Raw genomic sequence first — 17187 nt, 5'->3', positions numbered from 1 at the left:
ACTGAGATCAACAGGACCTTTAATGGCCCTAATGATTAGTTTTTGCTCTTGTCGACGATCTTGTTAGCAGCAATCCAAGGCATCATGGCGCGCAGTTTTTCACCGATCTGCTCGATACCGTGCGCCGCATTATTGCGACGATATGCCGTCATGGATGGGTAGTTGCTTGCGCCTTCGCTGATAAACATCTTGGCATATTCGCCATCCTGAATACGCTTGAGCGCATTGCGCATAGCTTGGCGAGATTCGGCATTGATAATTTCAGGACCTGTCACGTACTCGCCATACTCCGCATTGTTGGAGATGGAGTAGTTCATGTTGGCGATACCGCCTTCATACATGAGGTCCACGATCAGCTTCAGCTCGTGCAGGCACTCGAAGTAGGCCATCTCAGGAGCGTAGCCCGCTTCAACCAGTGTTTCGAAACCTGCTTTAACCAATTCAACGGTACCACCGCACAGGACAGCCTGCTCACCGAACAGGTCGGTCTCGGTCTCGTCCTTGAATGTGGTTTCGATGATACCGGTACGCCCACCACCCACGCCGCAAGCGTAGGACAGCGCTACGTTCTTGGCATTGCCGGAGGCATCCTGGTAAACGGCGATCAGGTCAGGAATACCGCCGCCCTTGACGAACTCGGAGCGAACAGTATGACCCGGGGCCTTGGGTGCAATCATAATGACGTCCAGATCCGCACGCGGCACAACCTGGTTGTAATGGATTGCAAAGCCGTGAGCGAAGGCCAGGGTAGCGCCCTGCTTCAGGTTAGGTTCGATTTCATTCTTGTATAGCTGAGCCTGAAATTCGTCAGGCGTCAGAATCATGATGACATCGGAAGAGCTAACGGCTTCTGGAACGCTTTTAACAGCCAGTCCAGCCGCTTCGGCCTTCTTGGCAGAGGCAGAGCCCGGGCGCAGCGCGACGACAACGTCTACACCTGAGTCTTTCAGGTTGTTTGCATGAGCGTGGCCCTGAGAGCCATAGCCGATAATGGCGACTTTCTTGCCCTGAATGATGGAAAGATCACAATCTTTATCGTAATAAACGCGCATGAAATTCTCCTTAGAATTAGCCGCGTGGCTTTATCAAATTTAAATGCTCAGAGCCTTGTCGCCACGGGAAATCCCTGTGACACCACTGCGTACGACTTCCAGAATAGACGTCGTACCGATCGCCTGGATAAAGCTGTCGAGTTTTTCACTCGTACCAGCCAGCTGAATCGTATAGACGCTACTCGTTACATCCACTATCTGTCCACGGAAGATATCCGTGGTGCGTTTGACTTCATCGCGTTGAGCTCCGGTCGCCTTGACCTTGATCAGCAAAAGCTCACGCTCAATGTGGGAGCCCTCGGACAGATTCACCAGCTTTACAACCTCGATCAGCTTATTGAGGTTCTTGGTAATCTGCTCGATGGTTTCATCGTGCCCCACGGTTGTCAGTGTCAGACGCGAGAGCGTTGGGTCTTCTGTCGGAGCAACGGTCAGGCTTTCGATGTTGTAGTTGCGCTGCGAGAACAGGCCGACCACACGGGACAATGCGCCTGGCTCGTTTTCTAGTAGAAGGGAAATGATGTGCCGCATGATTAAGTCCGCTCCGTCTTGCTCAGCCACATTTCGCGCATCGACCCATCTTTAATCTGCATCGGATAGACGTGCTCGCTGGTATCGACCTGAATATCCAGGAAGACCAGACGGTCCTTCATGGCAAAGGCCTCTTCCATCATGGGCTTGAGATCAGCCAGACGCGTGATGCGCATACCGGCATGCCCGTATGCCTCAGCCACCTTGACGAAGTCAGGGAGCGATTCCATATAGGAATGCGAGTAACGGCTGTTGTACTGCATGTCTTGCCACTGGCGAACCATGCCCAGGGCCTGGTTGTTCAGCGTAATGATCTTGACGGGAAGGTCATACTGCAAACAGGTGGACAGCTCCTGAATATTCATCTGGATACTGCCCTCGCCTGTTACACAAGCGACGTCGACGTCGGGGAAGTTCAGCTTGACGCCCATCGCCGCTGGCAGGCCGAACCCCATGGTGCCCAGGCCTCCGGAGTTGATCCAGCGGTTTGGCTTGTCATACAGATAGTACTGTGCAGCGAACATCTGATGCTGACCTACGTCAGAAGTGATGAACGCATCTCCATGGGTTACTTCGTAAAGCGTCTCGATCACCGTCTGCGGCTTGATGATGCTTCCATCCCCCTTGTCATAGGGGAACAGGCCGCCCTGCGAGCTGCGCCATTCCTCAATCTGCTTCCACCAATTGGCCTGAGCTTCTGCCGCGGGTTTCTCGCCAATTTCCTTGAGGATGGCAACCATTTCCGTCAGAACGCTATCGACAGGTCCAACAATCGGAACATCCGCCTTGATCATTTTGGAGATGGAGGCCGGATCGATATCGACGTGAATGATCTTGGCATTGGGGCAGAAACGTTTGGCGCCATTGATGACGCGATCATCAAAGCGGGCACCTACTGCCAGGATGACATCGCTATGGTGCATTGCCAGGTTGGCTGTGTAACTGCCGTGCATACCTAGCATACCCAGGAACTGACGATCGCTGCCTGGAAAACCGCCCAGCCCCATCAACGTGTTGGTAACTGGCAGGTTGAGCATCTTGGCAAGCTCGGTCAGCTGGGCTGCACCGTTCCCCATGATGACGCCGCCGCCCGAATACAGGATAGGCCGCTTGGCCGCCAACAGCATTTCAGCGGCCTTGCGAATCTGTCCTGAATGGCCACGAACAGCCGGATTATAGGAACGCAGCTTGACCTTTTTGGGGTATACGTATTCGAACTTCTCCGTGGGGCTGGTCATATCCTTCGGGATATCAACCACAACCGGCCCGGGACGACCCGACTCCGCCAGATAGAAGGCCTTTTTCATGACCTCTGGAATTTCAGAGGGGTGCTTGATCATGAAGCTGTGTTTAACGATAGGCCGGGAAATCCCCACCATGTCGACTTCCTGGAACGCATCGGAGCCGATCATGTTGCTGCCAACCTGCCCAGACAGGATTACCATCGGAATGGAATCCATATACGCCGTAGCGATACCTGTAATGGCGTTGGTGGCACCGGGGCCTGACGTTACCAGAACGACGCCTGCCTTTCCGGTCGCACGCGCATAGCCGTCTGCCATATGCGTGGCTGACTGCTCATGGCGAACAAGAATATGGGTTACTTCTTTTTCTTTAAAGAGGGCATCGTAGATGTGCAGCAGGGCACCACCAGGATACCCATAAATGTATTTAACGCCTTCGTCACGCAAAAAACGGACGACCATTTCAGCGCCGGATAAGAGCTCCACGTTTCACCTCTCAACGCAATACGAGCGCCCACGAGTGGGCTTTCGGGGTTCGATCGACTGCAAGGCAGAGCATGGGCGACGGTGATCGCCGACGGGACAGCTGCCAAGAAAGCCGTGTTGGAAGAGCTCTAGAGTTACCGAGTTCCTCCACCCAGCGCGAGGTAACGCGTTACGGGTATGACTGCGGCGGCGCGGGTAGGCACCTCATGGTCTGCCGAGAAGCTAGCTTTGGGCCGGCTTTCTACAGCGAACTTTGGATTCTTCGCATTCAGCCGGTGCAAGTCAAGCCGTCTATGCACTTAATTTATGCACAGATCGAAGTCTCATTTTTTAGAGGCAAGTTTCGCTATAGTAGAGCGCTCTAACCCTTACGCTAAAGGATTCAACATGTGGCGTACGTTTTTAGCCATTAGCAGTGCCTTTGTCTTGATGGGCTCCGTTCACGCCGCTCAGGTCTACAAGTGGGTCGATGCCCAAGGCGTCACCCACTTCAGCGCGCAACCGCCTGCTGACCGCAGTGCAGATGAAATGAAGGTAAAACCGGCACCCAGTCTTTCAGGCCAGGCCAACACACCGGGAGCCGGGAATGGTACGGGCGACGCCGTAAACAACGCAGAACAGCGCTCTATCGAGCAGAAGGTTCAGCAAGACGTCAGAGAACAAGAAAAGAAGCGTGAGGAGTACTGCAAGGCTGCGCGAACCAACCTGGCACAGCTGCGCAGTAATCCTCGGGTCATGATCGAAGAGGGTCGGGGACAAATGAGACGGCTCACCGAGGAAGAACGCCAGCAGCGTATCAGCGAAGCCGAATTCTCGATCAATCAGAACTGCAATTAAGCCTTAGCGATGTTCGATCAGACGATCGAACTCGCCCAGCGCCTCCAAAAGCGTTGCCACGTTGCGCATGTCGTTTTGATAGACCACTTCCGCCATAGGACGGATGCCTGAGCGTCCAGGTAACCCGCTGTCCGACTCAATGATGACCTTCATCCGTGGTAGAAAAATCCACTGAAGCCATTGCGCAAAGCTCAACGTGTCTACACAGAACGGCTCTTGGCTGGCCAGATCCTGATCGCTGGGTGGCACGCTTTCCCACCATCCCAGTACACGCAACTCTCGCTCGATCAGAAGCAATTGCTCCGCCAGATCAGACAGGCGAGCATCCATCAGGCACCCACCTTGGCACGCTGACGTGCTGTAGCCGCACCCGCGGCATCGCCTTGGCGTTCGCGCGATTGAGCGATTAATTCCCACAGACTGGCTTGCAGGGCAGGACGGCCATTGGCGTACGTCAGTCCACGTCGAGCCAGCTGCTCAGCCTGCGCGGCATCGCCTTGGGCCAAGCGGACTTCAGCCAGCCGATATAGCACTTGCGGCTCGCGAGGCGCGATGCGCATGGCACGCTCCAAGCTTGAGGAAGCTCCGTTAAGATCGCCGCCGCCCTGCTGTTGCTGTGCTGTTGTCAGCAAGGCCAATACGGGACCATCGAGCTGCTCATCGGCCGACAGCGCACTACTACGGCCGGAAGGAATTCCCGTAGGCGCGCTGGGTGCCGGCTGGGGCGCTGAGTAGCTGTCATACCCCTGAGCAGCTGGCGCACCGGTAGAGGGTCCCACCGTTATAGGCCCCGTCGAAATAGGCGCTGTAGCCGGAGCTGCCGCAAAGGTCTGGATGGGCGCCGGATTATCACCGGGCACCATCACCGTTACACCGCCATCCTGCTGCTGTGGCGCCTGGGCAGCCATAGGCGGCAGTGAATTAGTCGGCATGCGACCGCCACTACGCGCCAGCTCCTGATTGGAAACAGGCGTGCTTGAATCCACAACCGGAATAGCACCTTGCTGTGGCGTGGCACAACCAGCCAGAACTACCGTAGCGGCCAGTGCCGCCCATACCGCTTTAGTCACGTTCTACCCTCTTAATTCAACCAACCGCGGACCCAGTCCATGACAGAGTCGGAAGGGTTCTGTCCACCACATGCCGGCCCAGGGGGCGGCTCACTTCCCTGAATATAGGGCATTTGGACCGCGCCGGGGCAATTTGGATCGGTCCCCTGCCCTGTGGCCGGATTAACCCATGCCTGAACAACATTATCGGGCAGCGGAAGGTCCAGCGAGGTTGGCTTGGCACGCTTCATGAATCCGGTCCATACCTGCAGGGCTCCTGTCGCGCCGGTCAACGGCGTCTTGCCATTGTCATCACGACCCAGCCAGACTACGGCAAGCAAGTCCTGACTGAAGCCCGAGAACCAACTGTCTCGTGAATCGTTGGTCGTACCGGTCTTGCCCGCCAGATTCAAGGATGAAGGCAGCTGGTTATAGACCGAGCGAGCTGTGCCCTCGCGCACGACACGCTGCATCGCGTATTGGGTCAGGTAAATAGCCCCCGGATCGAAACGCTGCTGAATCTGGAACGGATAACGCTTGAGCGGCTCACCGTCAGATGCCAGAACGCTACGAATGCTACGCAGCGGTGTATTGAACCCGCCATTGGCCAGCGTCTGATACATGGTGGCGACTTCCATGGGAGTCAACGCACCAGCACCCAGAAGCGTTGAAGGATAAGGCGGCAACGAGCGACTCACCCCCAGACGCTCGATGGTCTTGAGCACCTCAGGCACGCCCAGATCCAGGCCCAGCCGGGCAGTAGACAGGTTGTAGGAATGAGCCAGTCCCTGATACAGGAAAATCGTCCCGTGGGAATCACGTTCGTAATTTTGCGGACGCCAAACCTGACCATCACCGGTCTTAACGGAGAACGGTTCGTCCTTGATGAACGTGGTCAGGGTGTACTGACTCGGCCTTTCCAGTGCTGTCAGGTATACCGCAGGCTTGATGATGGAGCCGACCTGCCGAACTGCATCCAGTGCCCGGTTATAGCCGGCAAAGCGAGGATCACGCCCGCCCAGCAATGCCTGAACTTCACCGGTTTCCGGGTTGGTGACCACCATGGCCGCCTCAATGCCTTCCACACCCTTGCGGCCGTCGAGGCGCTTCAAGGCCTCGGTCATGGAGGTCTCGGCCTTGAGCTGAAGAATTGGATCGAAGCTGGTGAAAATACGCAGCCCTTCACCAGTCAAATCTTCTTCCCGGTAGTCTTGTTGGAGCTGACGCTTAACCAGATCGATGAAGGCGGGATAGGAGCTGTTTGTCAGCGAGCCTGCCTTACTGATCCCCAAGGGCCGCTGCTTGGCCGCTTCCGCATCTTCCTTTGTAACCGCACCCTGTTCGGCCATCAGGTCGATGACCAGATTACGACGAGCCAGGGCACGCTCCGGATAACGCCGCGGATTGTAGTAGGAAGGTCCTTTTACCATTCCTACCAGCAGAGCGACCTGGTGCAGTTTAAGCTCGGACAACGGCTGGCTAAAGAAATACTGACTGGCCAGACCGAAACCATGAATGGCGCGGGTGCCATCCTGCCCCAGGAAAACCTCATTGAGGTAGGCCTGAAGGATTTCGTTCTTGTCGTAATGCAGCTCCAGCAATACCGCCATCAGGGCTTCGGTAAGCTTACGCGTCAGACTGCGCTCACTGGAGAGGTAGAAGTTCTTGACCAACTGCTGAGTCAGCGTACTGCCGCCCTGACGCAACTGCCCTGTGGTGACGTTGATCCAGGCGGCTCGCCCAATCGACTTTAGCGAAACACCATGGTGATCCCAGAACTCACGGTCTTCGACCGAGACCAGTCCATTGATAAGTGCAGGCGGAACCTGATCCAGCTTAACGAGGATTCGGTCTTCGTTGTGGGCGGGGTATATTCCGCCGATCAGCAGAGGCTCAAGACGCGCCACAGCCAGATCTGAGCCGTCCTTGCTACTTAGCCCCGAGACAAAATCGCCAGAGAAGTTCACCTTGATCGAGCGAGGAGGTTCCTCACCCTCGTAAAACTGAAAGCCTCGGGTATCCAGCTCAACGCTGGAGCCTGCTACCGAGACGTCACCCGGCCCCTGAATGGCTTTTTCACGGCGATAGCCTAGTGCATCAAGCTCGGTCAGGAAGTCATCCTTGCTGAGCTTAAGCCCTGTAAACAGCTCAAGCGGCCGTGCATATACCTTGGCAGGAACCATCCAGCGCTTGCCGGAAAATTTCTCCTGCACGATAGCGTCGAGATAAATGGAAAATCCCGCAAGGACGACCAAGCCCACCAGGCCTAATTTAAGAGCCCAGCCGGACAGGGAGCGCCAGTTGAAGAATTGGCGGGACGGTTTTTTTGAGCGAGAGGATCGGGTGCGTTTCATGGCGGCGCATTATACGCACTTTGCTTCTAGCGGGCAGACGCCAGCCAGCGGTTTGCAGGGTCACTCACAGCGGCCATAATGGCGATCACTTTTTCATGGCTACGCTAAGGACCGCTTGTGAGTCAGACCCTGATCGCTGCGCTGCAGAACCCGGCCCTCTATCCGCACCCGGTTACCGCGTTCAATGTTATCGAGACGCATATTTCCTGGGTTGTTCTGACAGGGGAGTATGCCTACAAGATCAAGAAGCCGGTGAACTTCGGCTTTCTTGACTTTACTGACCTGAAAGCCAGAGAGCATTTCTGTAGCGAGGAACTACGCCTCAACCAACGCCTGACGAAAGGACTGTATCTGGATGTCGTTCCCATTACAGGCCGTCCGGAGGCACCCCAGATAAGTGGCGAAGGTCCGGTTATTGAATATGCCATCAAGATGCGCGAGTTTCCTCAGAGTCAGCTATTAAGCGAGATTGAAAAGCGCGGCGAACTCACCGAGCAGCATATTGATGCACTGGCCGAGCAGATTGCGCGCTTCCATTTGAGCGCACCGGTTGTCGATGCTTCAAACGAACTGGGGTCGCCCGATGCGGTGATGGCACCTGTGCGTCAGAACTTCGAGCAGATCCGCCCGATGCTTGAGCATGCACAAGACCTTGCCCAACTGGATCACCTGGAGGCCTGGGCAGAGGAACATTTTGCCCGGCTGCATCCCCTGTTCGAGCGGCGCAAGGCGGAGGGTTTCATTCGTGAATGCCATGGCGACATCTACCTTGCCAATGTGACCCAACTGGACGGACAGGTCGTACTCTTTGACTGCATCGAGTTCAACGAGCCTTTCCGTATGACGGATGTGATTGCCGATACCGCCTTCCTGGCGATGGACCTGGAAGACCGCAAGCACAAGACGCTAGCCCGCCGCTTCATCAATGCCTATTTCGAGATGACCGGCGATTATGACGGGCTGCATGTTCTGCCGTTCTATAAGGCTTACCGGGCCATGGTTCGGGCCAAGGTCAACCTCTTCCAGTACGGACAGACCTCCGATCCGGCTCAAAAGGCTGAAATCCTGGCACGCTACCGCAATTATGCGTCTCTGGCAGAAAGTTACTGCGCCATTCCGTACTGCCTGTTGGCCATTACCCATGGCGTATCCGCTGTAGGCAAAAGCAGCGCAGCGCTCAAACTGGTGGAGGCACTGGGCGCGATTCGTATTCGCTCGGATGTCGAGCGCAAGCGGTTGATTCAAGACGCTACGCCTGACGTGCTGTATAGCGCTGAGTCCGGGAAGGCAACCTATGATCGCCTGCATCACCTAGCGGCAGATATCCTTCAGGCCGGCTATCCGGTAGTACTGGATGCAACCTATCTGAAACAGGCCCAGCGCGAAGCAGCTGCTCAGGTGGCAGAAACGGCAGCCGTCCCCTTCCTGATTATCGACTGCCACGCCCCGGATACCGTGATTGCCCAGTGGCTTGCCGAGCGCCAGGCTGAAGGCCGTGATCCGTCTGATGCAACCCTGGCGGTCGTCCAGGCTCAGCAGCAAGGCCGTGAAGCACTGACAGAGCAGGAATTGATCCGAACACGGCATGTTGACATGACCGATCCGACCAACCTGGATGCGCTCGTCAAGGCCATGCAAGACAAGCTACCGGTCAACTGACTGCAGGCTCCACACATCGTTTCCTCCTCCAGCGCCCGGAGAGACCGCTACACTGAAGAGGTACTCAGGCGAGTGCATTCAGTGAGCACTAGGCAAAACGGGCCTGGAGGGCACGATGAGTAATGACTTACTGTTGTTGAAGAATCTCGGCAAGACGTCAGTACTTTGGTTACATGCGGTAGGTATCCGTACGGTAGACGAGTTGCGCAATCGGGGCTCGGCGGGAGCTTACATGGCGGTATGTGCACGCGGTTTTCGTACATCGAAAGTTCTGCTTTATGCCCTGGAGGGCGCTCTGCTCAACATTCACTGGAATGAACTGACACCTCAACACAAGCAGGCCCTACTCGCTCAGGCCAGAGCCTTGGCTCAGGAACACGAGATAGCTCACAAGCTCCGCTGATGAGGATTTACGCCGTCCACCGGCTTGCTTATTGTGCGAGCTATTTCACACCTCTGATATAAAGGATTCAGGGCCATGTATCTCCTTGGCGAGCAGCCTACCTATGCCGACCAGCTGATCAGCCGTCTACAGGGCATTCCGGCGCAGTTGCTCGAAGGACTTTCCCCTTCAGGCGAGCCTATTTCCGTTTACTGCCTGTATGGCTTGAGCGAGCTTGAGCCAGCCAACCATCTTTTTTTGATACAGAAAGGCATGGTGCATGCCTTAGTGGAGGGGCGTCCCCTGTTTTATTTGCAGGAAGGCGACCTGGTTGGCATGAGACAAGGGCTGGACCTTCCCGAGTGCACCTATAAAAGCGACGAGCCCGTCACGCTCATTCCCTATCGGCGCTCGGATGTGTTTCGCCATATCCACAGCAGCGAACAGCGCCAGGAGCTGCTGCTTCAATACCTTATTGGTCAAAACGCGCTGCTTTCCGATGCACTGGTGCGACTCAAGCCCCAGGAAGTACGCCCCAGCACAGGCTTCAAGCAATTTGCCATAGGCGAAGAGTTGATCCGTCAGGGGGATGAGGCTGACCACGTCTTCATTATTATCGAAGGCCACGCCGAGGCGCGGGTCAATGATCAGAAGGTAGGCGATGTGTGCAAAGACGAAATCTTTGGCGCCATGGCGGTTTTCACCCAGGAGAAACGCAGTGCGACTGTAGTAGCGACAGAGCCCTGCACAGTGATGATCATTCCCAAGGATCAGTTCTTAAGCCTGATGTACAGCACGCCCCGTATCGCTCACAACCTTATTGAGAATATGGCTCGCCGCATCGATCTGCTCAATAAGGAAGTCACGCAGTTGCGCCAGCAGCTCAAATCATAAGCCTGCTTCCTATTTGAGAATAAGAAATATTCTCGAATAGCTTGACACAGAAATGAGAATAGCTATTATTTGAATCAGCTGGTCGCGAGACTGGCTCTGATAACTGAGAGACTAGCAGGTCGGCCTTTCAGGTTATCTCCTCATCAGGCTAATCACGGTTTCGACCCGGCTCTGCCGGGTCTTTTTTTGTCTGGAGAAAAGCGACTGCGCTGAGTGCGTAACTGGTTATCCAGCCTTCAGATGTACTCGTGAATCAGTCTGCCGGGCACAGGGCTCTCCATTCCCAAGCGGTAGGCACGCTTGATCGAGACAGCTGCTTCCTGGGCTTTGTCCTTATTGGCAGCATGAACCCAGCAGAGAGGTTTCTGCTCGTCTACGGCCTCGCCCACAAAAGCCAGCTCACTTAAACCAACCGACAGATCGATCTGATCGGCCGGGTGCTGACGACCGCCACCCAGGACTACAACTGCCAGGCCTACCGAACGTGTATCGATGGACACCACACGTCCCGGTCGCTCACTGAAAACAGGCATGACGACAGGCGCTTGCTGTAGATACCGCTCCGGTGCTTTGGTCAGGTTAACCGGGCCGCCCAGCGCGGCCACCATACGAGCGAAACACTCTAGGGCGGAACCGTCTCTCCAGACCCCGAGCAATTGTTCATGGGCCTGGACTATTGTATTGGCCTGCCCTGCCAAAACCAGGGCCTGTGCAGCCAAGGCCATTGTTACCTCCCAAAGTCGCTGACTACGGATCTCGCCTTTGAGAAGCGCGATAGCCTCAGCCACTTCCAGGGAGTTTCCCGCACTGCGTGCCAGCGGCTGGTTCATATCGGTAACCAATGCCCGGGTTTTGACACCTGCCCCGTTGGCTACCGCGACAATGCTCTGTGCCAGCGCTTGCGCCTGGCTAGTCTCTGCCATGAAGGCACCGTTACCCATCTTGACGTCCATGACCAGAACATCCAGTCCTGCCGCCAGCTTCTTGGCCAGGATCGACCCGGTAATAAGATCAATGGACTCAACCGTACCGGTCACATCGCGAATGGCATAAAGCCGTTTATCCGCCGGTGCCAAGTCAGCGGTCTGCCCAATGATGGCGCAGCCCACTTCAGCTACGACTCGCCTCAACTGTTCAGGCGATGGCTGGCAGTTATAACCGGGAATACTGTCCAGCTTGTCCAGCGTACCGCCGGTATGGCCCAAGCCGCGACCTGAGATCATCGGCACGTAACAGCCACAAGCTGCCAGCAATGGCGCAAGAACGAGGCTTACCACATCACCCACACCGCCGGTGGAGTGCTTGTCGACTACAGGACCGGGCAGGATCCAGGAGAGCGTTTGTCCCGAATCGCGCATGGCAGTCGTAAGGAAAATGCGCTCGTCGACCGTCATGCCCTTGAGAAAAACAGCCATGGCGAACGCCGCGATCTGGCCTTCGCTGAGGGTTCCGTCCGTTATTCCTGCAACGAAACGCTTGATATCCGAGCGCTCCAGTACCAAGCCGTCACGCTTGCGACGAATCACTTCCTGAGCCAACCACATCCTGGCAGTCCTCCGGGCTAATCCACCATCACGAGGTAGGCGCAGCATATAACTACCGCGCCGCCTGGTTCATATCGAGATGAAAAATCCCACAATCGCTGCGCTCATGAAGTTGGAAAGCGTCCCGCCAATCATGGCGCGCAGTCCAAGCCGTGCCAGTTCAGAGCGGCGTTGCGGAGCAATGGAACTCAAGCCACCCAATTGAATGGCAATGGATGCCAAATTGGCGAAGCCGCACAAAGCAAAAGTCACAATGATTTGTGTATGGGTAGACAAGACCTGCACGCCTGCAGCAGCCGCCTTGGCAGGATCCATATAGTTGGCAAGATCCACATAGGCCACGAACTCATTCAGAACGATTTTCTGGCCGATGAAACCGCCTGCCTGAACCGCTTCATTCCACGGCACGCCGAGGAGAAATGCGACAGGCGCCAGCAGATAACCCAAAATCAGCTGCATCGTGATCTGCGGATAACCCAGCCAACTGCCAGCCCAGCCGAGCAATCCGTTAAGCATGGCAATGAGCGCAATGAACGACAGCAACATTGCGCCTACGGCCACGGCAAGCTTCAAACCCGCCTGAGCGCCTTCTGCGGCAGCATCAATAACGTTGGCTGGCCGATTCTCGCCCTGCCCCAGGTTACCCACGATGGTTTCGTCCCGGGTCGCCTCGGTTTCAGGCTCCATCAGCTTGGCCATAAGCAAGCCTCCCGGTGCGGCCATGAAGCTGGCAGCGATCAGATATTTGAGATCAACACCCAGCCCGGCATAGCCCAGCAATACCGATCCGGCAACGGCTGCAAACCCGCCAACCATCACTGCAAATAACTCTGACCGGGTCATATCGGCGATAAATGGCCGAACGACAAGCGGTACCTCAGACTGACCAATAAAGATGGCCGACGTTACTGCCATCGACTCAATCCGGCTGGTCCCCAGCATCAGCCTCAAGCCCCCTCCGATCAGCCGAATGATCCAACCCATGATCCCCAGGTAGTAGAGTACGGAGATAAAGCTTCCAAAGAAGACAATGACCGGCAGTACTTTGATGGCAAATACAAAGCCGCCATTGCCGAACACCTCGAACATGCGGGCACTGCTCAACCCGCCGAAGAGAAACTCGATGCCCTTGTCCGCATAGAGCTGTAGCGACGAGACGCCACTGGAGATCGATGCCAACACGGTCTGGCCCCAGGGGATATAGAGTGCAAAGGCCCCTAGCGCGACCTGAATGCCAAAGGCACAGAGAACCGTACGCGGCCGGATGGCGCGGCGATGGCTGGATAGCACGACGGCAATAGCGACGAGCACAGCCATCCCGACAAGACTGATCATGGTGTTGTCTCCGAACACAATAGGACCTCAAGCGCCGACTCGAACGCCGGCAAGCCTTCGGTGACGTTAGAAAGAATCAAAGGCGCCCGGAAGCAATTCCTTGAGTGTCCAGACCTTGGTGGCCAACGCGTCGCTACCCTGGCAGATGATCACTGCATCAGGCGCCATAAGTTCGAGCAGGACCTGACGGCAGGCACCGCACGGGCTGATCAGCGGAACCTTGGGAGCATAAACGGCAATTGCCTTGAAGCTGCGTGGAGCAAATCCCTGACTGATGGCCGAAAACAATGCGCTACGCTCGGCACAGTTGGTGAGGCCGTAGGAAATATTTTCGACGTTTACGCCGCGAATTACGCGTCCGTTCTCGGTCAGCAGTGCTGCGCCCACGGGGAACTGAGAATACGGTGAGTAAGTTTGGTCAGCAGCCAGCTTGGCTTCTTCCAACAATTGTTCATGCTCAGTGGCGGCATGCTCGCTCATAAGGAGGTCCTCGCAGATAAAAGGCCGGCACTTTAAACGTTCCAGCCTCGTTTTATGAATCAGAATTGATAACCCACGCCGAAGTAATAGCCCCAACCGTTCGAGCGAGCCCTGAAGGGGCCGTCACCAAAATTCAGTTCGGTGCCATCCTTCCATTGTCCGCCATTATGGAAATAGCGCCCCACTGCCATCAGGCGCAGGTGCGTAAAGGAATACAAAAGGACGTTGGTAGCAACGGTCGCGTTGGCGGTACGAGCAGGGCCTGCCTTGTCATGCAGATCCGAGCCGAAGTCAACGTTGGTAAAGCCGACATATGTTAGGGACGCTCCGTTGTCGAACGTCCCCAAGGGTAGAATGTACTTTAGCTGCGCCCGGTAGCCATCCCAGGAGTTTTCATTGGCAGCGCCATAATTTTCCCACTGACGGCGCACATACAGGTTAGCGGAGAGGTTGAGACGCGTCCCCGTCTCGATATCCGTTCCCAGGCCGCTATAAAGCGTGTTGCCCCGGTTCTCGCGGTTATGACCGTGATCATAAATCCAGTCAAACGCAACATAGAACTCCTTGAAAGGGCCGAACCCCAGCTTGCGACCCAGCAGCTCATCGATGGATACCCGCGGCTCATGCTCCATGAACACGGGAGAGCCTTTATCCCATACACCGCTGTCGTGACTGTTACCGATCCCTAACACCTTGGGGATATCGACATACCCATAGAGCTCGAAAGGCCCTTTACGCCCGAAATATTCATATTCGAGATAGATATCATCGACGGGCCGTGGACCGAAGCTGATGTCCTTGCTACCGATCAGTGTCACGTTCTGGTTATACCAGGAGGACAGATAGGTTCCTTTCTCCGGCGGAGCGACTTCGTAGCTGAGGTCCTCGCCCTGGGCACTCTCCTCTCCTTGCGCAGGTGGCGTCGCTCCAAACACGGGCATGCCAATGCCTGCAGTCAGCGAGACACCTAACAAGACCTTTTGAGTCCGCTTGGTCATAGGTAAACAGGTGAAGAAACGAGAAATAACCGCGTACTCCAATGTTGCACTCCTTCGAAGGGTTACATCACCCGCCAGATTAGGCACAGCAGAAGGCCATAAGCTTTACCCTGTACGGAGTAACCGCATTACAAAAAGGTTACGTATTGATACGTTTGTAAAGTGGGAGGGAGCGTAAGCACGGGATGTGCCAAACCTGACTCGCTGAACAGGATTCAGGCAAGAGCCGCTGCCGGCCCGCATTTTCCCCATGCACACCGGAATCAGTCGGCCTCACATTACTGAATCCATTGGTCGCTGCACCGTCATGACTCATTCGTGCCCTGTGAAGGGCACAACGGCGTGGTCGAGCTCATCCCACCGAGAGTTACATCACGACCTTAAGCCGACGAGTCACCTGTATGGCCTGTGGCGTAACATCAGCACCGTAAGCCAGAATCTCGACTCCGGCCTCCAGCGCCTCGCGCAATGCACGTCCGTAGACAGGATCGATATCATCGGCAGGACGAACCGCCTCGATACCTGTGAGATTGACGCAATACAACAGCACCGCACGCGCGCCCTCACGCGCCAGCGCCGACAATTCACGTAGATGCTTGGCTCCCCGAACCGTAACGGCGTCCGGGAAAGCTGCCACACAGTCCATGTTGTAGCCGAGCGTTACGCTCTTCACCTCGACAAAAACCTCTCCTGAGGGATACGTCAAACGAAAATCCGCCCGGCTATTTTCAGCGCCATAAGCCACCTCACGACGCAACGCGCTAAAGCCGGCAAGTTCTGGAATTGCCCCAGCCAATAGCGCTTCCTCCACCAACCGGTTCGCTCTGCTGGTATTGATGCAGGCGAGCCGCCCGTGAGGCGTCTCTACAAGCTCCCATGTCCCAGGAAGCTTGCGCTTGGGATCATTGGAACGGCTGAACCAGACACGAGCACCCTCTGCCTGACAATTGAGCATTGATCCCGTATTCGGGCAATGAATCGTCAGAGTCTCGCCCGTCACCGTCTCGATATCAGCTAAAAAACGTTTATAACGCCGGATCAAAAGCCCCTCTTCCAGAGGTGGATCAAACTGCATGGACTACTTCCGCTTCGATGATCAGGGACGCCAGGTTTTGAGGCCGCGAGCAATGCGTGTGACGGCCTCCTCCAACCGCGGCAGGCTTTGGGTATAGGCAAAGCGGACATGCTGACCGGCACGGTAGCGTCCGAAGTCGAGCCCCGGAGTAAAGGCTACATGCTCGGTCTCGATAAAGTGCTGGCAAAAAGCATACGCATCACCGCCAAAGGCAGACATATCGGCGTAGAGGTAAAACGCGCCTTCCGGCTCGACCTCAACTTTAAAGCCCAGCGCCCGCAAGGCTGGCAGCAGGAAGTCGCGACGCTGCTGAAACGCTGTACGCCGGGCCTCGAAAATCTCGATCGCGTCTGGCTTGAAACAGGCCAAGGCCGCATGCTGAGCAATCGTGGGTGCGCTGATATAAAGATTTTGTGCGAGCTTCTCGAGCTCTGGAATAGCCTCCGACGGTGCGACAAGCCAGCCCAGGCGCCAGCCGGTCATTCCAAAGTATTTGGAAAAACTGTTCAGAACGAAGGCCTCGTCATCGACTTCCAACACGCTTGCCGCGTCCAACCCATAGGTCAGACCATGGTAGATCTCATCCACTACCAGATGACCGCCTCGCGTGGATAGACTCCTGGAGAGCGCCTCCAACTCATCCCTGTGCAGGACCGTTCCCGTGGGATTGGCAGGCGATGCTACTAGAGCACCTACGCTGTCTTGCGTCCAATGGGCGTCGACGAGCTCGGGCGTCAACTGGTAGCGCGTCTGCGGACCAGCCGGGACCAACTGGGCCGCCCCTTCGATCAGGCGCAGGAAATGGCGATTACAGGGATAACCGGGATCAGCCATCAGCCAGTGCTTGCCCGGGTCGACCAGAAGCGCACTGGTTAGCAGAAGTGCGCCTGAGCCTCCGGGCGTAATCATAATGCGTTCGGGATCAATATTGACGGCATAGCGCTTGGCATAGAATTCGGCAATGGCTTCGCGCAGCTCAGGCAGACCTCGCGCAGCGGTGTAACGGGTATTACCATTCGCCAGCGCCGCCTGCCCAGCCTGGACGATGGGTTCTGCTGTCGTGAAATCCGGCTCGCCGATCTCCAGGTGAATGACATCATGTCCAGCGGCCTGTAACTGATTGGCACGAGCCAGCAGGGCCATGACATGGAAGGGCTCAATGGCACGGCTACGCGCACTAAATGATTTGGTCATGGTCTATCCGAACTTGTTAGAGAGAGGGGATTCTAACCAAGGCTATAAAGACGGCACCAATACATATAACTCG

Annotated in this window: 16 protein-coding genes; 4 read left to right on the top strand and 12 right to left on the bottom strand. The window is 56.0% G+C overall.

Annotated elements, in window-relative coordinates; all coding sequences use genetic code 11:
• Positions 1–35 precede the first annotated feature (35 nt).
• From ilvC to JQR90_RS02580, 3 genes are read right to left on the bottom strand one after another with little or no spacing between them, the layout of a single operon-like run.
• Positions 36–1052, bottom strand: coding sequence for a ketol-acid reductoisomerase (gene ilvC / locus JQR90_RS02590; protein ID WP_010796850.1), 1017 nt, complete (start codon positions 1050–1052; stop codon positions 36–38).
• A 39-nt stretch (positions 1053–1091) separates the two neighbouring features.
• Positions 1092–1583 carry an acetolactate synthase small subunit gene (ilvN, locus tag JQR90_RS02585; protein ID WP_010796849.1) on the bottom strand — a complete coding sequence of 164 codons (492 nt, stop codon included), beginning with the start codon at positions 1581–1583 and terminating at the stop codon, positions 1092–1094.
• Between the two features lie 2 nt (positions 1584–1585).
• Positions 1586–3313: an acetolactate synthase 3 large subunit gene (locus JQR90_RS02580; RefSeq protein ID WP_010796848.1), complete on the bottom strand. Its 1728-nt coding sequence runs from the start codon at positions 3311–3313 to the stop codon at positions 1586–1588.
• 387 nt (positions 3314–3700) lie between these two features.
• Between JQR90_RS02580 and JQR90_RS02575 the strand changes: the two genes are divergently transcribed.
• On the top strand, positions 3701–4150 hold the full coding sequence (locus JQR90_RS02575; RefSeq protein WP_010796846.1) for a DUF4124 domain-containing protein: 450 nt from the start codon (positions 3701–3703) through the stop codon (positions 4148–4150).
• Between the two features lie 3 nt (positions 4151–4153).
• Here the strand turns inward: JQR90_RS02575 and JQR90_RS02570 are convergent, their stop codons facing one another.
• The 3 genes from JQR90_RS02570 to mrcB are packed head-to-tail and all read right to left on the bottom strand — an operon-like array spanning position 4154 to position 7553.
• On the bottom strand, positions 4154–4480 hold the full coding sequence (locus JQR90_RS02570; RefSeq protein ID WP_010796845.1) for a YqcC family protein: 327 nt from the start codon (positions 4478–4480) through the stop codon (positions 4154–4156).
• The gene (locus JQR90_RS02565) at positions 4480–5220 is read right to left on the bottom strand and encodes a tetratricopeptide repeat protein (protein WP_010796844.1); all 741 of its coding nucleotides are present in this window, start codon (positions 5218–5220) and stop codon (positions 4480–4482) included. The genes JQR90_RS02570 and JQR90_RS02565 overlap by 1 nt, the downstream gene beginning before the upstream one ends.
• Before the next feature lie 11 nt (positions 5221–5231).
• Positions 5232–7553, bottom strand: coding sequence for a penicillin-binding protein 1B (gene mrcB / locus JQR90_RS02560; RefSeq protein WP_010796843.1), 2322 nt, complete (start codon positions 7551–7553; stop codon positions 5232–5234).
• Between the two features lie 117 nt (positions 7554–7670).
• Here mrcB and JQR90_RS02555 point away from each other — a divergent pair, with 117 nt between their 5' ends.
• The 3 genes from JQR90_RS02555 (at position 7671) to JQR90_RS02545 (ending at position 10488) form a co-directional block, all read left to right on the top strand.
• Positions 7671–9212 carry an AAA family ATPase gene (locus JQR90_RS02555; RefSeq protein ID WP_010796842.1) on the top strand — a complete coding sequence of 514 codons (1542 nt, stop codon included), beginning with the start codon at positions 7671–7673 and terminating at the stop codon, positions 9210–9212.
• A 115-nt stretch (positions 9213–9327) separates the two neighbouring features.
• The gene (locus JQR90_RS02550; RefSeq protein ID WP_010796841.1) at positions 9328–9615 is read left to right on the top strand and encodes a TfoX/Sxy family protein; all 288 of its coding nucleotides are present in this window, start codon (positions 9328–9330) and stop codon (positions 9613–9615) included.
• Between the two features lie 75 nt (positions 9616–9690).
• Positions 9691–10488 carry a Crp/Fnr family transcriptional regulator gene (locus JQR90_RS02545; protein WP_010796840.1) on the top strand — a complete coding sequence of 266 codons (798 nt, stop codon included), beginning with the start codon at positions 9691–9693 and terminating at the stop codon, positions 10486–10488.
• Between the two features lie 236 nt (positions 10489–10724).
• Here JQR90_RS02545 and deoA read toward each other — a convergent pair whose 3' ends face one another.
• The 6 genes from deoA to JQR90_RS02515 form a co-directional block, all read right to left on the bottom strand.
• Positions 10725–12032 (bottom strand): thymidine phosphorylase, encoded by a 1308-nt coding sequence (gene deoA, locus JQR90_RS02540; protein WP_010796839.1) that lies wholly within the window; start codon positions 12030–12032, stop codon positions 10725–10727.
• Positions 12033–12101: 69 nt separating this feature from the next.
• A complete protein-coding gene (locus JQR90_RS02535; RefSeq protein WP_010796838.1) occupies positions 12102–13367 on the bottom strand; it encodes a NupC/NupG family nucleoside CNT transporter in 1266 nt (421 codons plus the stop codon).
• A 66-nt stretch (positions 13368–13433) separates the two neighbouring features.
• Positions 13434–13847, bottom strand: coding sequence for a cytidine deaminase (locus JQR90_RS02530; RefSeq protein WP_010796837.1), 414 nt, complete (start codon positions 13845–13847; stop codon positions 13434–13436).
• A gap of 59 nt (positions 13848–13906) precedes the next feature.
• Positions 13907–14845 (bottom strand): nucleoside-specific channel-forming protein Tsx, encoded by a 939-nt coding sequence (locus JQR90_RS02525; protein WP_037030719.1) that lies wholly within the window; start codon positions 14843–14845, stop codon positions 13907–13909.
• Positions 14846–15212: 367 nt separating this feature from the next.
• A complete protein-coding gene (gene sfsA, locus JQR90_RS02520) occupies positions 15213–15920 on the bottom strand; it encodes a DNA/RNA nuclease SfsA (RefSeq protein ID WP_010796835.1) in 708 nt (235 codons plus the stop codon).
• 21 nt (positions 15921–15941) lie between these two features.
• Complete coding sequence (locus tag JQR90_RS02515; protein WP_010796834.1) at positions 15942–17114, bottom strand: pyridoxal phosphate-dependent aminotransferase; 1173 nt, start codon at positions 17112–17114, stop codon at positions 15942–15944.
• Positions 17115–17187 lie beyond the last annotated feature (73 nt).

The organism is Pseudomonas sp. JZ114 (genome assembly GCF_051027705.1).
GTDB lineage: Bacteria > Pseudomonadota > Gammaproteobacteria > Pseudomonadales > Pseudomonadaceae > Chryseomonas > Chryseomonas luteola.
The sequence above is the reverse complement of the archived record's forward strand: the minus strand, read 5'-3'. Positions and strand labels throughout refer to the sequence as shown.

What these genes read in the sequence shown, in the direction of transcription:
- ilvC (WP_010796850.1), bottom strand. Translation starts at nt 1,052, where the DNA reads ATGCGCGTTTATTACGATAAAGATTGTGATCTTTCCATCATTCAGGGC.
- ilvN (WP_010796849.1), bottom strand. Translation starts at nt 1,583, where the DNA reads ATGCGGCACATCATTTCCCTTCTACTAGAAAACGAGCCAGGCGCATTG.
- JQR90_RS02575 (WP_010796846.1), top strand. Translation starts at nt 3,701, where the DNA reads ATGTGGCGTACGTTTTTAGCCATTAGCAGTGCCTTTGTCTTGATGGGC.
- JQR90_RS02570 (WP_010796845.1), bottom strand. Translation starts at nt 4,480, where the DNA reads ATGGATGCTCGCCTGTCTGATCTGGCGGAGCAATTGCTTCTGATCGAG.
- mrcB (WP_010796843.1), bottom strand. Translation starts at nt 7,553, where the DNA reads ATGAAACGCACCCGATCCTCTCGCTCAAAAAAACCGTCCCGCCAATTC.
- JQR90_RS02550 (WP_010796841.1), top strand. Translation starts at nt 9,328, where the DNA reads ATGAGTAATGACTTACTGTTGTTGAAGAATCTCGGCAAGACGTCAGTA.
- JQR90_RS02545 (WP_010796840.1), top strand. Translation starts at nt 9,691, where the DNA reads ATGTATCTCCTTGGCGAGCAGCCTACCTATGCCGACCAGCTGATCAGC.
- deoA (WP_010796839.1), bottom strand. Translation starts at nt 12,032, where the DNA reads ATGTGGTTGGCTCAGGAAGTGATTCGTCGCAAGCGTGACGGCTTGGTA.
- JQR90_RS02535 (WP_010796838.1), bottom strand. Translation starts at nt 13,367, where the DNA reads ATGATCAGTCTTGTCGGGATGGCTGTGCTCGTCGCTATTGCCGTCGTG.
- JQR90_RS02530 (WP_010796837.1), bottom strand. Translation starts at nt 13,847, where the DNA reads ATGAGCGAGCATGCCGCCACTGAGCATGAACAATTGTTGGAAGAAGCC.
- JQR90_RS02525 (WP_037030719.1), bottom strand. Translation starts at nt 14,845, where the DNA reads ATGACCAAGCGGACTCAAAAGGTCTTGTTAGGTGTCTCGCTGACTGCA.
- sfsA (WP_010796835.1), bottom strand. Translation starts at nt 15,920, where the DNA reads ATGCAGTTTGATCCACCTCTGGAAGAGGGGCTTTTGATCCGGCGTTAT.
- JQR90_RS02515 (WP_010796834.1), bottom strand. Translation starts at nt 17,114, where the DNA reads ATGACCAAATCATTTAGTGCGCGTAGCCGTGCCATTGAGCCCTTCCAT.